The sequence below is a fragment of the Streptomyces lydicus genome, from assembly GCF_001729485.1.
GTDB classification, from domain to species: Bacteria; Actinomycetota; Actinomycetes; order Streptomycetales; family Streptomycetaceae; genus Streptomyces; species Streptomyces lydicus_D.
Map to the genome: position 1 here is coordinate 1262964 of NZ_CP017157.1, position 16058 is coordinate 1279021.

At 73.4% G+C, this 16058-nt stretch carries 8 protein-coding genes; 4 read left to right on the forward strand and 4 right to left on the reverse strand.

Annotated features, from left to right (window positions below; genetic code table 11):
- Positions 1-53: 53 nt before the first annotated feature.
- Entirely contained in the window at positions 54-1739 is a 1686-nt protein-coding gene (locus SL103_RS05465) for a thiamine pyrophosphate-binding protein (protein ID WP_069567635.1), read from the forward strand.
- Between the two features lie 29 nt (positions 1740-1768).
- On the opposite strand, the gene SL103_RS05470 is transcribed toward SL103_RS05465, so the two are convergent.
- The 3 genes from SL103_RS05470 to SL103_RS05480 all read right to left on the reverse strand — a co-directional run bounded on the left by SL103_RS05470 (position 1769) and on the right by SL103_RS05480 (position 5409).
- Positions 1769-2440, reverse strand: a complete 672-nt coding sequence (locus SL103_RS05470; RefSeq protein ID WP_069567636.1) for a TetR/AcrR family transcriptional regulator — start codon at positions 2438-2440, stop codon at positions 1769-1771.
- Positions 2441-2513: 73 nt separating this feature from the next.
- On the reverse strand, positions 2514-4631 hold the full coding sequence (locus SL103_RS05475; RefSeq protein ID WP_069567637.1) for a YhgE/Pip domain-containing protein: 2118 nt from the start codon (positions 4629-4631) through the stop codon (positions 2514-2516).
- On the reverse strand, positions 4603-5409 hold the full coding sequence (locus SL103_RS05480; RefSeq protein ID WP_069567638.1) for an ATP-binding cassette domain-containing protein: 807 nt from the start codon (positions 5407-5409) through the stop codon (positions 4603-4605). The genes SL103_RS05475 and SL103_RS05480 overlap by 29 nt, the downstream gene beginning before the upstream one ends.
- A 211-nt stretch (positions 5410-5620) precedes the next feature.
- Here SL103_RS05480 and SL103_RS05485 point away from each other — a divergent pair, with 211 nt between their 5' ends.
- The 3 genes from SL103_RS05485 (at position 5621) to SL103_RS05495 (ending at position 14051) form a co-directional block, all read left to right on the forward strand.
- The gene (locus tag SL103_RS05485) at positions 5621-8422 is read left to right on the forward strand and encodes a discoidin domain-containing protein (protein ID WP_069567639.1); all 2802 of its coding nucleotides are present in this window, start codon (positions 5621-5623) and stop codon (positions 8420-8422) included.
- A 132-nt stretch (positions 8423-8554) separates the two neighbouring features.
- Positions 8555-12499 (forward strand): ABC transporter ATP-binding protein, encoded by a 3945-nt coding sequence (locus tag SL103_RS05490; RefSeq protein ID WP_069567640.1) that lies wholly within the window; start codon positions 8555-8557, stop codon positions 12497-12499.
- Positions 12500-12629: 130 nt separating this feature from the next.
- Complete coding sequence (locus tag SL103_RS05495; protein WP_069567641.1) at positions 12630-14051, forward strand: S28 family serine protease; 1422 nt, start codon at positions 12630-12632, stop codon at positions 14049-14051.
- A 124-nt stretch (positions 14052-14175) separates the two neighbouring features.
- On the opposite strand, the gene SL103_RS05500 is transcribed toward SL103_RS05495, so the two are convergent.
- Positions 14176-16023: a glycoside hydrolase family 3 protein gene (locus tag SL103_RS05500; RefSeq protein WP_069567642.1), complete on the reverse strand. Its 1848-nt coding sequence runs from the start codon at positions 16021-16023 to the stop codon at positions 14176-14178.
- Positions 16024-16058 lie beyond the last annotated feature (35 nt).

Here is a 16058-nt window from a genome sequence, read left to right on the forward strand (position 1 = left end):
CCGAACACCCCGCCCCTGCCCGACGAACACGGATCACGGAGAGCCGACGCACCATGAGCACCACCCCTCCCGCCCCCACGCAGCCGCCGCGCAACGGAGGCGACCTGGTCGTCGAGTCGCTGACCGCGCTGGGCGCGACCACCGTCTTCGGACTGCCCGGCCAGCACGCCCTCGGGGTGTTCGACGCCCTGCGCCGCTCCGCGCTGCGCTACGTGGGGCTGCGGGTGGAGAACAACGCGGGCTTCGCCGCGGACGCGTACGCCAGGGCCACGCACGGCGTCGCGCCGCTGCTGGTGTCCACCGGGCCCGGCGCCCTGATGACGCTGGCCGCGCTGCAGGAGGCGGCCGCCGCCTCGGCCGCCGTCCTGGCCGTCGGCAGCCAGGTGCCGCTGGCCGGCCTCGGCGGCGGCCGCCACGGCTACCTGCACGAACTCACCGACCAGAGCGCCTCGTTCCGGGGCGTGGTGAAGTCCGTCCACACCGCGCGTACCGCCTCGCAGATCCCGTCCGCGGTCGCCGCCGCCTGGGAGTCGGCGCTGAGCACCCCGCACGGCCCGGTGTGGCTGGAGATCCCGCAGGACGTGCTGCTGGCACCGGTCGACGTGCCGCCGGTGGCCGGACTGGGCGTCGAGCCCAGGGAGTTGGCGCCCCGGCCGGAACTCGTCGCGGCGGCCGCGGAACGGCTGGCGCGCGCCGAGCGGCCGGTGATCCTGGCCGGTGGCGGAGTCGTCCGGGCCGGGGCGGAGGCGGAGCTGCTGGCGCTCGCCGAGCGGCTGCGGGCGCCGGTGGCCACCACCTTCGGCGGCAAGGGCGCCTTCCCCTGGGAGCACCCGCTCTCGCTGCAGTCCTGGCTGGAGGACCGCCACACCACGTCCTTCCTGGAGGACGCCGACACCCTGCTGGTCGTCGGCTCCGGGCTGGGCGAACTGTCCTCGAACTACCACACCTTCCGGCCGCGCGGCCGGGTCGTGCAGATCGAGGCCGACCTGGGCAAGCTGGAGTCGAACCACGCCGCGCTCGGCCTGCACGCCGATGCCCGGCTGGCGCTGTCCGCGCTGGTCGAGGAGGTCGCGCGGTACGAGGGCGGCACCGCGGGGGACGGCACCGGGGCGGCCCGCGAGGTGTCCCCCGAGGCCGCCGTCTCCGGCCTCCTCGGCCGGGTGCGGGACCGCCTCGCCGGGCAGGACCTCGACCTGGAGCAGCGGGTGCTGGCGTCGGTGCGGGACGCCCTGCCCGATGACGCGGTCAGCTGCTGGGACATGACGATCCTCGCGTACTGGGCCTGGTCCGCCTTCGACCCGCGGCGCAGCAATGCGCTGCACTCCGCGCAGGGCGCCGGCGGTCTGGGCTACGGCTTCCCGGCCGCGCTGGGGGTGGCCGTCGCCGACCCGGAGCGGCCGGTGCTGGCGGTCTCCGGCGACGGCGGCGCGATGTACTCGATCGCCGAGCTGGCCACCGCCCGGCAGTACGACCTGCCGGTGACCTGGCTGATCGTCGACGACGGCGGCTACGGCATCCTGCGCGAGTACATGACCGACGCGTTCGGCCGGGCCACCGCGACGGAGCTGGCCCGGCCGGACTTCGTGGCGCTGGCCGAGTCCTTCGGCGTCCCCGCGGTCCGTACGAGCCCGGACCGGCTGCGCACGGACCTGGCGGCCGCGTTCGCCGCCCCGGGCCCGTCGGTGGTCGTGCTGCCGGCCCGGCTGCGGATGTTCGCCCCGACGCACCTGGCGGACTGACGGGGCGGCGGGCGGTGGCGCGGCGGGCGTCAGCGGCCCGTCGTCGCCCCGACCCGTCCCTGCACCAGGCGCGACAACGACGCGTGGACGTCCTCCACCGACCGGTGCGGCTGGAAGGACAGCCAGTCCAGGGCGGCGACCAGGACCATGCCGAGGAGGGCGGAGGCGGTGAGCGGGACGTCGAGCTCGTCGGCGAGTTCGCCGTCCCGTACGGCGTCCCGCAGCACGGATTCGACGACGCCCAGGGCCCGGCCGCGCACCGACTGCACGGTCGCGCGCCAGCTGCGGTTGGTGCGCCAGAGTTCGGCCACGTAGAGCTGGGTGAGGGCGGGGGAGCGGGCGATGAAGTCCAGGCCCGCCCGGATCATGGCGTCCAGGGCGTCGACCCGGGTGCCGCCGCGGGCCGTTGCCGAGTCGGCGGCCCGGCGCAGGGAGTCGGCCAGCAGGTCGATGCCGTCCCGCAGCAGCTCCTCGTAGAGGACGTTCTTGCTGGCGAAGTTGTAGTAGACGGTGCCCTTGGCGACGCCGGCGCGCTCGGCGATCTCGTCGACGGTGGTGGCGGAGAAGCCCTGTTCGGCGATGAGGGTGACGGCGGCGTCGAAGAGCCGCCGGCGGGTGGAGGCGCGACGGGGACCGGGGGCGGCCCCCGGGGCGGTGCCGCTGACGGCACCGCCCCGGAGGCCGACGGGAGCGGCGCTCATGCCGGAAGCTCGCTTCGCTCGACTCGGCAGGTGCCCGGTGCGCACCTCTGCACGGTTCGCTCCCCACGTCCGTTCACAGGCTGAGCTCCGGGTGCAGGTCCTTCATCCGGACGACCTGCCGGCCGCGCGCCGTGAGGGCGGTGAGGGCCAGCGCGCCGAGGGTGAAGGCCGCGAGGACCGCACAGCCCTGCCAGACGACGGTGAGGTCACCGCCGGTGATCAGGCGGCGCAGGCCGTCGACGACGTAACTCATCGGCAGGAACGGGTGGATGGCGGCGAAGAAACCGGGGCTGGTCTGCACCGGGTACGTGCCGCCCGCCGAGGTCAGCTGGAGCATCAGGACGACCAGCGTCAGCACCCGGCCGGCCGGGCCGAAGAAGGCGCTCAGCAGCTGGATGAGGGCGGTGAAGCAGGCCGTGGCCAGCAGCAGGAAGCCGACGGTGGCACCCGAGCGGGCCATCTCCAGGCCGAGGCCCCAGTGGAGCACGGCCATCAGGGCGAGCACCTGGACGACGCCGACGGCGTAGGCCGGCAGCCAGGAGCCCAGCGCGATCCGCCAGCCGGGGGCGCCCGCGGCCAGTGCGCGCTTGCCCAGCGGCTGCAGCAGCATGAAGGCGACCATCGCGCCGACCCAGAGGGACAGCGGGATGAAGTACGGCGCCAGGCCGGTGCCGTAGTTGGGCGCCTTGTGCAGCGACTTGGCGGCCAGCGCGACCGGGTCGGCCATCACCTCGGTGCGGGCGTCGCGGTCCTTCTTGTCGTAGTCCGGGATCTTGGCGACGCCGCTGTGCAGCCCGTCGGCCAGCTGGTTCGAGCCGTCCTTGAGCTTGAACAGCCCGCCGGTGATCTTCTCGGCGCCGTCCTTGGCGTCACCGAGACCGCTGTGCACCTTGCCCGCGCCGTCGGCGACCTTCCCGGCGCCGTCGGCGAGGGTGTGGATGCCGTCCGCGAGCAGCCCCGCGCCCTGGGAGACCTTGTGGGCACCGGAGTTGAGCGCGTTGATCTTCGCGATCGCGGCGTCCGCGCGGTCGGCGATGCCCGGCGCCTGGTCGGCCACCGTCACAGCGATCCGGTGCAGGTCACGCAGCTTGGTGTGCAGCTGCCCGAAGTCGGTGCGGCCGATGGTGTCGTTGACCTTTTCCGCCGCGTCGGCCGCGACGGCGGTGCCGTCCGCGATGGCCTTCAGCTTGGGGCAGTCGGGGTCGGTGGCGACGACGCCGCAGCGCTCGCGGTACAGCTCCGCCGCGTCATCGGCGTTCTTGCGCGCCTGGCCGGCGGCCCGGGCGGAGTCCCCCGGCAGCTTGCTGAGGTCCTCGTCGAGCCGCTGGGTGAGGTCGGCGACGGTCTGCGCCTTCTCGCCGATCTCCTGGCCGTGCGCCCTGAGGTAGGGCAGGTCCTTCTTGGCGATGCCCTGCACCTTCTCGGCGAGCTGCTGGGTGCCGTCCGCGACCTGGCCGGCGCCCTGGCTGAGCTGCCGGGCCTTCGACGCGGCCTTCGCCGTGCCGTCGCTGACCTGGCCCGCGCCCTTGCTGACCGCGCCGGAGCCCTGGTCGAGCTTGCCCAGCCCGTCGGCCAGTTCGCCGGTCTTGTCCTTGGCCGTGCCGAGGCCCTTGTCGACCTTGCCGGCACCGTCCGCCGCCTCGGCGGTCTTGTCGTGCAGGTCGGAGAAGGACACGAAGATCTTGTCGAGCATGCCCCGGGTCGAGGTCGCCGACGTCTTGGCCCGGATCTCGGAGAACACCGTCTTGGAGATCGAGCCGACGACGTAGTTGTTGGCGTCGTTCGTCCGGACCTGGAGCGCGCCGGTCTGCGGGTCGTCACCGGAGCTGGAGGCGATCCGCTCGCTGAAGTCCTTCGGGACGGTCAGCGAGAGGTAGTACGTGCCGTTCTCGACGCCCTTGGCGGCGTCCGCGGCGCTGACCTCCTGCCAGTCGAAGGTCTTGCTGTCGGTGACCTTCTCGGTCAGGTCCTCGCCCGCGGTGATCTTCTTGCCGCCGGCGGTGGCGCCCCGGTCCTCGTTGACCAGAGCCACCGGGATCTTGTCCAGGCGGGCGTAGGGGTCCCAGAAGGAGCAGAGGTAGAGGGCCCCGTAGAGCAGGGGGATCAGCATCAGGGCGACCAGCCCCAGCCGGGGCAGCTTCCCCCTGCCGAAGCGCCTGAGCTCAAGCGCGGCCAGTCTCGGCGAACGCATGCGCCGCTTCCTCCTCGGGAGTGTGGGTGTCGTCCGGAACGGGGGCCGGCGGGCCGGCCGGGGTGTCGGCGGGGCCGTCGGCCCGGGTGCCGGTCTGCGTGGTGCGGACGACCAGCGCGTCCGCCGGCGCGTCGCTGCCGGCCGCCACGACGGTCAGGCCCTGCCGGGTGAGGTCCCGCAACAGGTCCCAGGCCAGGTCGCGTTCGGCCGCGGAGAGCTTGAGGTCGACGTCGTCGACGGCCAGCAGGTGCGGGGCGTGCATCACGGCGAGCGCGATCGACAGGCGCAGCGCCTCCAGCCGCTCCAGGTCGCGGACGGCCGTCCGCAGGCCCTTGGGGAGGGTCTCGGGGTCGAGTCCGGCGGCCGCGAGGGCGGCGGTGATCCGGGCCCGGGTGGCCTCCCGGTGGCGCTTGCCGAAGGGCAGCGAGCCCTTCAGGCGCCGCCCCAACAGGGCCTGTTCCTTGAGGTGTTCGCCGACCGTGAGGGCCGGCTCCAGCTCGGCGACGCCCGGTACGTGGGCGACGGCGGTACGGCCGCGTACCGTCCCGATCCGCTTGGGCAGCGGGAATCCGGCGACCGTGGCGGTGCCTTCGGTGATCCGCATCCGGCCGGTGAGGGCGAGCAGCAGGCAGGTGCGTCCGGAACCCGACGGGCCCTGCACGGCGATCAGTGCGCCCGCGTCCGCGGTGATGTCGACGCCTCTGAAGGCCCACCCCCGTGGCCCCCGCACTCCGATCCCTCTGGCGCTGACCGCCGCCCCCTGGCGGGTGGTGTTCACAAACCCCTCCCCTTTTGATCTGACTGGTCAGTCTAAAAGTGTGCCGTAAGTGCGGCCCTTTTGGCCAATCGGAGCGATATGGCGCCGGCGGGCCGTGACCCGAACGGGGGATGCGCCCTAGGGTGCCGTGCAGGCGGGGGCCTGATGATGTTCACGGTGGAGTCCGCACCGCAGGACGCGGTGCGGCCCCATGCCCGGACGACGGAGAACCATGGAACTCTCGGCACCACCCCCCGTTGACCACCCGCCCGAGCCGCCGGCGGCGCCCCGGCCCGCCGCGCGCCGCCCCCGCAGGCTGGTCGCGCCGCTCCTGGCGGGCGCGTTGGTCGCGCTCCTCGCCCCGCTGCCCGCGTCCGCGTCGGCGCCGCACCCGGTGCCCGGCCCGCCCGCCCCGCGGGACTCCTGCGAGCGCGGCGACGGCTGGAGCGCCACCGCCACCCGGATCGATCCCGAGGACAGTCACCACGCCTACGTCGGCAACGGCTACCTCGGCCAGCGGGTGCCCCCCAACGGCACCGGATACGCGGCCCCCGGCGGCGAGACCGGCTGGCCGCTGAAGACCCCCGAGTACGACGGCTCGTTCGTCGCCGGGCTCTACGCCAAGGGGCCCAAGAACGTCCAGGGCCGCCAGGCCGTCGCCGCCCTGCCGACCTGGACCACCCTCGACGTCGCCACCGGCGGCGCCCACCCCGACACCTTCTCCTCCGCCACCGCACCCGGCCGGATCTCGAACTACCGCCAGACCCTCTCGCTGCGCTGCGGCTTCGTCCGTACCTCGCTGACCTGGACGGCCGCCGACGGGCGCCGCACCGACCTGGTCTACGAGGTGCTCGCCGACCGCAACGACCCGCACACCGGCGCCGTACGGCTGCGGATGACGCCCCACTGGAGCGGCCCCGCCACGGTCACCGACACCCTCGACGGGCGCGGCGCCCGCCGAATGGCGCCGGCCGGCTCCGCCTCCGCGGGCGGCCGGGACGGCGGCCGCACGATGGACGTCTCCTTCCGCACGGACGGCACGAGGACCGAGGGCGCGGTGGCCTCCACCCTGCGCACCGGCCCCGGCATCGACGCGGCCCGCCCCGGGCAGGCGCCGCGGACGGACACCCTGAGCAACCATCAGCGCGTGACCTTCCCGGTCCGCAGCGGCAGCTCGTACGAGCTGACCAAGTACGTCGGCGTGGACACCGCGCTCACCTCCCGCTCCCCGCGCGCCGACGCCGACGCCGCCTCGCGCCGGGCCGCGGCCCGCGGCTGGGCGGACCTGTTCGCCCGGCACACCGCGGCCTGGCAGCGGCTGTGGCGCAGCGACATCGAGGTCAAGGGGCAGCGCGCGCTGCAGTCCTGGGTGCGCTCCGCGCAGTACGGGCTGCTGTCCGCCACCCGCGCCGGCAGCGACAACAGCATCGGCCCCACCGGCCTGACCAGCGACAACTACGCCGGTGAGATCTTCTGGGACGCCGAGACCTGGATGTACCCCGGCCTGCTGGCCACCCACCCCGCGCTCGCCAGGTCGATCGTCGACTACCGCTACAAGACCCGCGAGGGCGCCCGCGCCAACGCCCGCAAGCTCGGCTACGACGGGCTGTTCTACGCGTGGACCAGCGGCAGCAAGGGCGATCTGTGGAACGAGTGCCACAGCTGGGACCCGCCGCACTGCAGGACCCAGAACCACCTCATGGGCGACATCTCCCTCGCCACCTGGCAGTACTACCTCGCCACCAAGGACACCGCCTGGCTGCGGTCACGCGGCTGGCCGGTCCTCAAGGGCATCGCCGAGTTCTGGGCCTCCCGCGCCACCCGCAACACCGACGGCAGCTACTCGATCAAGAACGTCGCCGGACCCGACGAGTACAGCAACGGCGTCACCGACGGCGTCTTCACCAACGCCGGCGCCGCCACCGCGCTGCGCAACGCCACCCGGGTCGCCGCCGTCCTCGGCGAGCGGGCGCCCGCCTCCTGGCGGACCCTCGCCGACAAGCTGCGGATCCCCTACGACACCAGGAACAAGGTCTACGAGCAGTACGCCGGCTACCGGGGCACCACCATCAAGCAGGCCGACACCGTGCTGCTGATGTACCCCCTGGAATGGCCGATGTCGCGGGCCAGGGCGTCCCGCACGCTGGACTTCTACGCCGCGCACACCGACCCGGACGGCCCGGCCATGACGGACTCGGTGCACGCCATCGACGCCGCCGCGATCGGTGAGCCCGGCTGCGCCACGTACAGCTATCTGATGCGGTCCATCAAGCCGTTCGTCCGCGGGCCGTTCGCGGAGTTCTCCGAGGCGCGCGGCACCAAAGCCGGCGCCGACGACCCGCACGCCGGGAAGCCCGCGCAGGACTTCCTCACCGGCAAGGGCGGTTTCCTCCAGACCTTCACCCACGGGCTGACCGGCCTGCGGCTGCGCGAGGACCGGGTGCGTCTGGACCCGACGCTGCCGCCGCAGCTGTCCGAGGGCGTCACCCTGCGGGGTCTGCACTGGCAGGGCCGGACCTTCGACGTCGCGATCGGCGCCGACCACACCACGGTGCGGCTCACCGCCGGGGCGCCGATGCGGATCGAGACGCCGCGCGGCGAGCAGCTCGTCAGCCGGGGCGTGCCGGCCGTCCTCAAGACCCGCCGCCCCGACCTGGACGCGACCTCGAACGCGGCCCGCTGCGCCCCCGCCACGGCGACCTCCGAGGAGCCGGGCCTGTACGCGCCCGCGGCGGTGGACGGCAACACGACCACCGCCTGGGTTCCCGCCTCCGCCACCGGCACCCTCACCGTCGACCTCGGCCGGACCACCCGCGTCGGCCGGATCACCCCGCACTGGACGGCCACCCGCCCCAGGTCCTACAACGTCCAGGTCTCGCGGGACGGCAAGCACTGGACGGGCACCGGGTACGCGGGCCGCAGCCCCGCCCGGTACGTACGGGTCACCGTCGAGGGCGACCGGACCCCGGCCGCGGGCGGCAAGCCCCGGCCGCACCCGGGCATCACGGAACTCACCGTGCAACGGGTGAAGTGATCACCTGAACGGCCCCGGCGCGCCGGCCGTCCTTCCCGGGCGGCCGGCGCGCCGGATTGTTGCGGCGGGATGAAATCCGCCGCCCGTGTCGTTGACGCCTTGCGACAGACGTCGACGGGTGGGAGGCAACGGGTGGCGGGGACGGATACGGAACGAGTGGGCTGGGCGCGGCGGCTGATCCGCGACTGCTGGCAGTACCGGAAGGACGTGCTGCTGGCCCTCGGCTCCTCGCTCGGCGGGATGGCCGTGCTGGCGCTGGTCCCGCTCGTACCGAAGCTGATCATCGACGACGTCATCGTCCGTCACGACCGCGCCCTCGCCCCCTGGGCGAGCCTGCTGGTCCTCGCCGCGGTCGTGGTCTACGTCCTGACCTACCTCCGGCGCTTCTACGGCGGCCGGCTCGCCCTGGACATCCAGCACGACCTGCGCACCAGGATGTTCGCCGCGATAGCCCGCCTCGACGGGCGGCGCCAGGACGAGCTGAGCACCGGTCAGGTCGTGGGTCGCGCCACCAGTGACCTCCAGCTGATCCAGAGCCTGCTGTTCATGGTGCCGATGATGATCGGCAGCGTGCTGCTGTTCGTGATCTCGCTGGTCGTGATGGCGGTGCTGTCGCCGCTGCTCACCGTCGTCGCGCTGGCCGTCGCCCCCGCCCTGTGGCTGATCGCCAAGCGCAGCCGGAACCGGCTGTTCCCCGCCACCTGGTACGCCCAGGGCCAGGCGGCCGCGGTCGCCGGCGTGGTGGACGGCGCGGTCTCCGGCGTCCGGGTCGTCAAGGGCTTCGGGCAGGAGGACCAGGAGACCGCCAAGCTGCGCGAGGTCGGCCGCCGGCTGTTCGCCGGCCGGCTGCGCACGGTCCGGCTCAACGCCCGCTACACCCCCGCCCTGCAGGCCGTACCGGCCCTCGGCCAGGTCGCGATGCTCGCTCTCGGCGGCTGGATGGCCACCCAGGGGCAGGTCACCCTGGGCACCTTCGTCGCCTTCTCCACCTACCTCGCGCAGCTGGTCGGACCGGTCCGGATGCTCGCGATGATGCTCACCGTCGGGCAGCAGGCCCGGGCCGGCGTCGAGCGGGTCTACGAGCTGATCGACACCGAGCCGTCGATCGAGGAGCGGGCGGACGCCCACGAATTGCCCGCGGACACCCCCGCCACCGTCGAATTCGACCGGGTGACCTTCGCCTACGCCCCGCTGCACCCCGGCCACGGCCCCGATGACGCGGCGGGGCACGACGACGGCCCCCGCGCCCCGCGGCCCGTCCTGAGCGACTTCTCGCTGCGCATCGAAGCCGGCGAGACGGTCGCCGTGGTCGGCACGTCCGGCAGCGGCAAGTCCACCGTCTCCCTGCTGCTGCCCCGCTTCTACGACGTCTCCGCCGGCCGGGTCCTGGTCGGCGGCCACGACGTGCGCGGGCTGACCCTCGCGTCGCTGCGCGCCGCCATCGGCCTGGTCCCCGAGAACAGCTTCCTGTTCTCCGACTCGATACGCGACAACATCGCCTACGGCCATCCCGACGCCACCGACGAGGAGGTGCGCGCCGCGGCCCGCGCCGCCCAGGCGGACGGCTTCATATCGGAGCTCCCCGACGGCTACGACACCACGGTCGGGGAGCAGGGACTGACCCTTTCGGGCGGCCAGCGGCAGCGCGTCGCGCTGGCCCGCGCCATCCTCACCGACCCCCGGCTGCTGGTCCTGGACGACGCGACCTCGGCGGTCGACGCCCGGGTGGAGCACGAGATCCACGAGGCCCTGCGCGGCGTCATGGCGGGCCGTACGACCCTGCTCATCGCGCACCGCGCCTCCACCCTCGCGCTCGCCGACCGGGTCGCCGTCCTCGACGAGGGGCGGCTGGTCGACATCGGCACCCAGGACGAGCTGGCGGAGCGATGTCCGCTCTACCGCAGGCTGCTGACCGACCCCGAGGAACTGGGCGGTGTCGAGCGGGACCCGGCCGGCGAGCTGGCCGGCGCCTTCGACGGCGAGTTCGCCGCATGGGGGTCCCCCCGCTCAAGCGGAGCCGAGAGTGGGGGAGGGCTGCTGGACCACGCGTACGCAGTGGACGCCGCCGGTCCCGGCCGGCCGGACGGCTTCGACGCCGGGCCGGACGGCGAGCCCGACGGCGGGACCGGCGCCGTCACCCCCGAGCTGTGGGTCCGCCGCGAGCAGGACGCCGAGGCGGGCGGCGCCGGCGTGGGGCCCCGCACGGCCGCCGCCGGACCCGGTCTCGGCGCCGCGATGGCCGGCATGCCGGCCACCCCCGAACTCCTCGCCCAGGTCGCCGCGCTGCCGCCGGCCGAGGACATCCCCGCCGTCGACGAGGACCGGGCGGTGCGCCCCGAGCGCGCCTACGGCCTGCGCCGGCTGCTGCACGGCTTCGGCCGGCCGCTGGCCTTCGCCCTGGCACTGGTCGCGGTGGACGCCCTGGCCGGGCTGCTGCTGCCGGTCCTGATCCGGCAGGGCATCGACGAGGGCGTCCGGCGCGGCGTGCTGGCCGGCGTCTGGACGGCCGCGCTGCTCGCGCTGTGCGTGGTCCTCGCCCAGTGGGCCGCCCAGATCGGCGGCAACCGCCTGACCGGACGCACCGGCGAGCGGGTCCTCTACTCGCTCCGCCTCAAGATCTTCGCGCAGCTGCAGCGCCTCGGCCTCGACTACTACGAGCGCGAGCTGACCGGCAAGATCATGACCAGGATGACGACCGACATCGACGCCTTGTCGACATTCCTGCAGACCGGCCTGGTCACCGCCCTGGTCTCGATGCTGACGTTCTTCGGCATCCTCGTCGCGCTGCTCGCCATCGACGTCCAGCTGGCCCTCGTCGTCTTCGCCACCCTCCCGCCGCTGATCATCGGCACGTACTTCTTCCGCAAGCAGAGCGTCAAGGCGTACGAGCTGGCCCGCGAGCGGATCAGCGTGGTCAACGGCGACCTCCAGGAGAGCGTCGCCGGGCTGCGCATCGTCCAGGCGTTCCGGCGCGAGCGCAGCGGTGAGCAGCGGTTCGCCGGGCGCAGCGACGCCTACCGCGCGGCCCGCATCCGCGGCCAGTTCCTGATCTCCGTCTACTTCCCGTTCGTGCAGCTGCTGTCCTCGGTGGCGGCCGCGCTGGTGCTGATCGTCGGCGCGGACCGGGTCGCCCACGACACCCTGACGGCCGGTGCCCTGGTCGCCTACCTCCTCTACATCGACCTGTTCTTCGCCCCCGTGCAGCAGCTGTCCCAGGTCTTCGACGGCTACCAGCAGGCGTCCGTCTCGCTCGGCCGCATCCAGGAACTGCTGCGCGAGCCCACCACCACCCCGGTGGCCGAGCGGCCCCGCGCGGTGCCCGCCCTGCGCGGCGAGATCACCTTCGACGACGTCCACTTCCACTACGGCGGGAGCACGGAGCCGGCGCTGGCCGGCATAGACCTCGCCATACCGGCCGGCCAGACGGTGGCCTTCGTCGGCGAGACCGGCGCCGGCAAGTCCACCCTGGTCAAGCTGGTCGCCCGGTACTACGACCCGTCCTCCGGCGCGGTCCGGGTCGACGGCACCGACCTGCGCGAACTGGACCTGACGGGCTACCGCCACCGCCTCGGCGTGGTCCCCCAGGAGCCCTACCTGTTCGCCGGCACCGTCCGGGACGCCATCGCCTACGGCCGCCCGGACGCCACCGACGCCGAGGTGGAGGCCGCCGCCCGCGCGGTCGGCGCGCACGCCATGATCGCCACCCTGGACGGCGGCTACCTCCACGAGGTCGCCGAGCGCGGCCGCAACCTCTCCGCCGGCCAGCGCCAGCTGCTGGCGCTGGCCCGCGCCGAACTCGTCGACCCGGACGTGCTGTTGCTGGACGAGGCGACCGCGGCCCTGGACCTGGCCACCGAAGCCGTCGTCAACCAGGCCACCGACCGCCTCGCCGGCCGCCGCACGACCCTGGTCGTCGCCCACCGCCTGACCACCGCCGCCCGCGCCGACCGCGTCGTGGTCCTCGACCACGGCCGGGTCGCCGAGGACGGCAGCCACGCCCAGCTGCTGGCCCGCAACGGCCGCTACGCGGAGCTGTGGCGCACCTTCACCGGCGAGGAGGAGGAACTGGTGGCCTGACGCCCCGGCCGGGCCACCCGTCCCCGGGGGCCGTCCCGCGAAGATCCGCCGGACGGCCCCCGAGGGCTGGTGGCGTCCGTGTCCCGCCGATAGGTTCAGCCCGACCTTTGCTATCCCAAGGGGAGGGTGCATGCGCAAGGCCACCAGATGGCTGCTGTCGCTCGCGGTGCTCATAGGCACGGCGGGCGCCGGCAGCATACCGGCGGGAGCGGCCACCGCCGCCGAGCCGAAGACCGAGGACATCAAGGACCGCATCCTGGCGATCCCGGGCATGAGCCTCATCGAGGAGAAGCCGGTCGACGGCTACCGGTACTTCGTCCTGAACTACACCCAGCCGGTTGACCACCGGCACCCCGCCGAGGGGACCTTCCAGCAGCGGCTGACCGTGCTGCACAAGTCGGTGGACCGCCCGACGGTGTTCTTCACCTCGGGTTACAACGTCAGCACCACGCCGTCCCGCAGTGAACCCACGAAGATCATCGACGGCAATCAAGTCTCGCTGGAATACCGTTACTTCACCCCGTCGCGGCCCACGCCCACCGACTGGAAGAAGCTCGACATCCGGCAGGCCGCCACCGACCAGCACCGCATATTCCAGGCCCTGCACCGCATCTACGGCAAGAACTGGATAGCCACCGGCGGCAGCAAGGGCGGCATGACCGCCACCTACTACCGCCGCTTCTTCCCGCACGACATGAACGGCACCGTCGCCTACGTCGCGCCGAACGACGTGCGCAACGACGAGGACTCCGCCTACGACCGGTTCTTCAGGACCGTCGGTACCGCGCAGTGCCGCGCCGACCTCGCCGCGATCGAACGCGAGGCCCTGCTGCGCCGCAAGGAGATGGTGGGGCGCTTCCAGGACTGGGCCGACAAGGAGAAGCAGACCTTCACCAAGGTCGGCAACGCCGACCGGGCCTACGAGGTGATGGTCACCGACCTGGTCTTCGGCTTCTGGCAGTACCAGCCGGCCGAGACCGCCTGCGCCGAGGTTCCCAAGCCGATCGTCTCCACCGACGGGCTGTGGCAGTGGATGGACAAGGTCGGCGGCTTCGACAGCTACACCGACCAGGGCATGGAGCCGTACACGCCGTACTACTACCAGGCGGGCACCCAGCTCGGGGAGCCCGGCTACGGCTACCCGAACCTGGCCGGCCTGCTCAAGTACCCCGGCATCAACAACTCCCGCAGCTTCGTCCCCAAGGACATCCCGATGCGCTTCGACAAGCGCGCGATGCCCGACGTCGACCGCTGGGTGCGGCACCACGCCAACCGGATGATGTTCGTCAACGGCCAGTACGACCCGTGGAGTTCGGAGCACTTCGAACTCGGCAGGGGCGCCCGGGACTCCTACGTCTTCACCGTCCCCGGCGGCAACCACGGCTCGAACATCGCCAAGCTGAAGGACGCCGACCGCACCAAGGCCACCGCCGAGCTGCTCGACTGGGCGGGCGTCCCGGCCCCCGAGGGCGTCGAGGCCACCCCGCTGGCCCCGTACGACAAGAAGCTGGACCGGCAGGAGGTCCGCCGGATGCCGATGCTGCGCCCGTGAGGCCCTTCCGCCACCCGGCCGTACGCCGGTGACGGCTACGGCGCGCTCCCGGACGTCCGGGAGCGCGCCGTACCCGGCCGGTACCCCTTGTCCGGGCCGCCGCCGGTGCGCGGTGCGGACGCGCTCAGTACGACAGGCCGTGCCCGATCCGGTAGAGGGCCTGCTCCGGGGCGTCGGCACGCATTATCGCGACCGGCAGCCGGCCCACCGGCTCCCGCCGCCCGGCGATCACCCGGGCCGCCGCCCGCAGCTCCACATCCGTCCACGAATAGCTCGCCAGGGCCGCCTTGACCCCGTCCAGCTGGGCGATGTCGTACGGGTTGCGGACCGCGAGCTGCACCACCGGCTTGCCGGTCCCCAGCAGCGCGCCGACCAGCGTCCGCTGCGCCGACTGCGCGGTCACGTTGTACGTGGCCACCACCACCGCGTCCCGTTCGCCGAGCGCCGCCACCGCCTCGTCGATCCGCTGCCGGGACGGCGTCGGGCCCGTCGACAGCGCGGTGGCGGTGAAGCCCAGATCGGTGAGCGCCTTCGCCAGCACCGTGGTCGGCGGCCCCCCGGTCCCCGAGGGCGCGGCCGCGTCCACCCCCACCACCAGCACCCTGCGCTCCCGCCGCCGCGACAGCGGCAGCACGCCACCGTCGTTGCGCAGCAGCGTCGTCGTACGGTCCGCGATCCGGTCCGCGGTGGTGAGGTGCCCCCGGGTGCCGACCACCCGGTCCACCGCCGCCCGGCTGGTGTACGGATCCTTGAACAGCCCTCGCCGCTCCTTCAGCAGCAGGATCCGCAGCAGCTTCGCGTCGAGGTCCCGTTCGGTCAGCTCGCCGTCCTTCAGGGCCTTGAGCACCGCGCCGTGCGCCACCGACAGGTCCGGTGGGTTCAGCAGCTGGTCGACTCCCGCCTTGAGCGCCAGCACCGGCACCCGGGCGTCGCCGTACTTCGCCCGTACGCCCTCCATCCCCAGCGAGTCGGTCACCACCACCCCGTCGTAGCCCAGCCGCTCGCGCAGGATGCCGGTGAGGATGGGCCGGGAGAGCGTCGCCGGGTCCTCGCTCGCGTCGAAGGCGGGCACGACGATGTGCGCCGTCATGATCGAATCGATGCCGGCGGCGATCGCCGCCTTGAACGGCGGTGCGTCCAGCCGCTCCCACTCCTCGGCGCTGTGCCGGATGTACGGCAGCCCGACGTGGCTGTCGGTGTCGGTGTCACCGTGCCCGGGGAAGTGCTTGGCGCAGGCCGCCACCCCGCCTTCCTGATAGCCCTTCACCTGAGCGCCGACCATACGGGCCACCGCCTGCGGGTCGGCCCCGAAGGAGCGGACCCCGATGACCGGGTTGGCGGGATTGACGTTGACGTCGGCGTCCGGCGCGTAGTCCTGCCGGATGCCCATCGCGTACAGCTCCTGCCCCGCGATCCGGCCCGCCGTCCGCGCGTCGTCGCGGGAGCCGCCCGCGCCGAGCGCCATCGCCCCGGGGAAGAGCGTCGCCGGCGCGCCCACCCGGGCCACTATGCCGTGCTCCTGGTCGGTGGAGATCAGCACCGGGACCGGCACGCGCAGGGCGGCGGCGGCCTTCTGGATGCCGTTGGAGAGTTCGGCGATCTGGTGCGGCTCGCGGGTGTTGTGCGCCCACCCGAAGTAGATGATGCCGCCCACGTGGTACTTGGCGATCAGCTCCGCAGCGTTGGCGACCCCGATCTCCTTCCGGTTCGCCGCGACGTCGGCCGGGTCCGGGTCGGTGGCGGAGTGCCCGTAGACCCGCATCACGAACAGCTGGCCGACCTTCTCCTCCGGGGTCATACGGGCGATCAGGCGGCGCAGCCGCGTCCGGGTGGCGGCATCGGGGAGGGGCTGGTGGGCGAGGGCGAGGGCGGGGGCCGCGGTCCGCGCCGCCGCCGTTGCCGGGCCGGCACCCGCGGCAACGACGGCGGCCGCGGCGGCCGCACTGGTCAGAACGGTACGTCTGGAGTGCATCTGCGCTCCTTCCGGAGGGCTTCCTCGACTCGTTG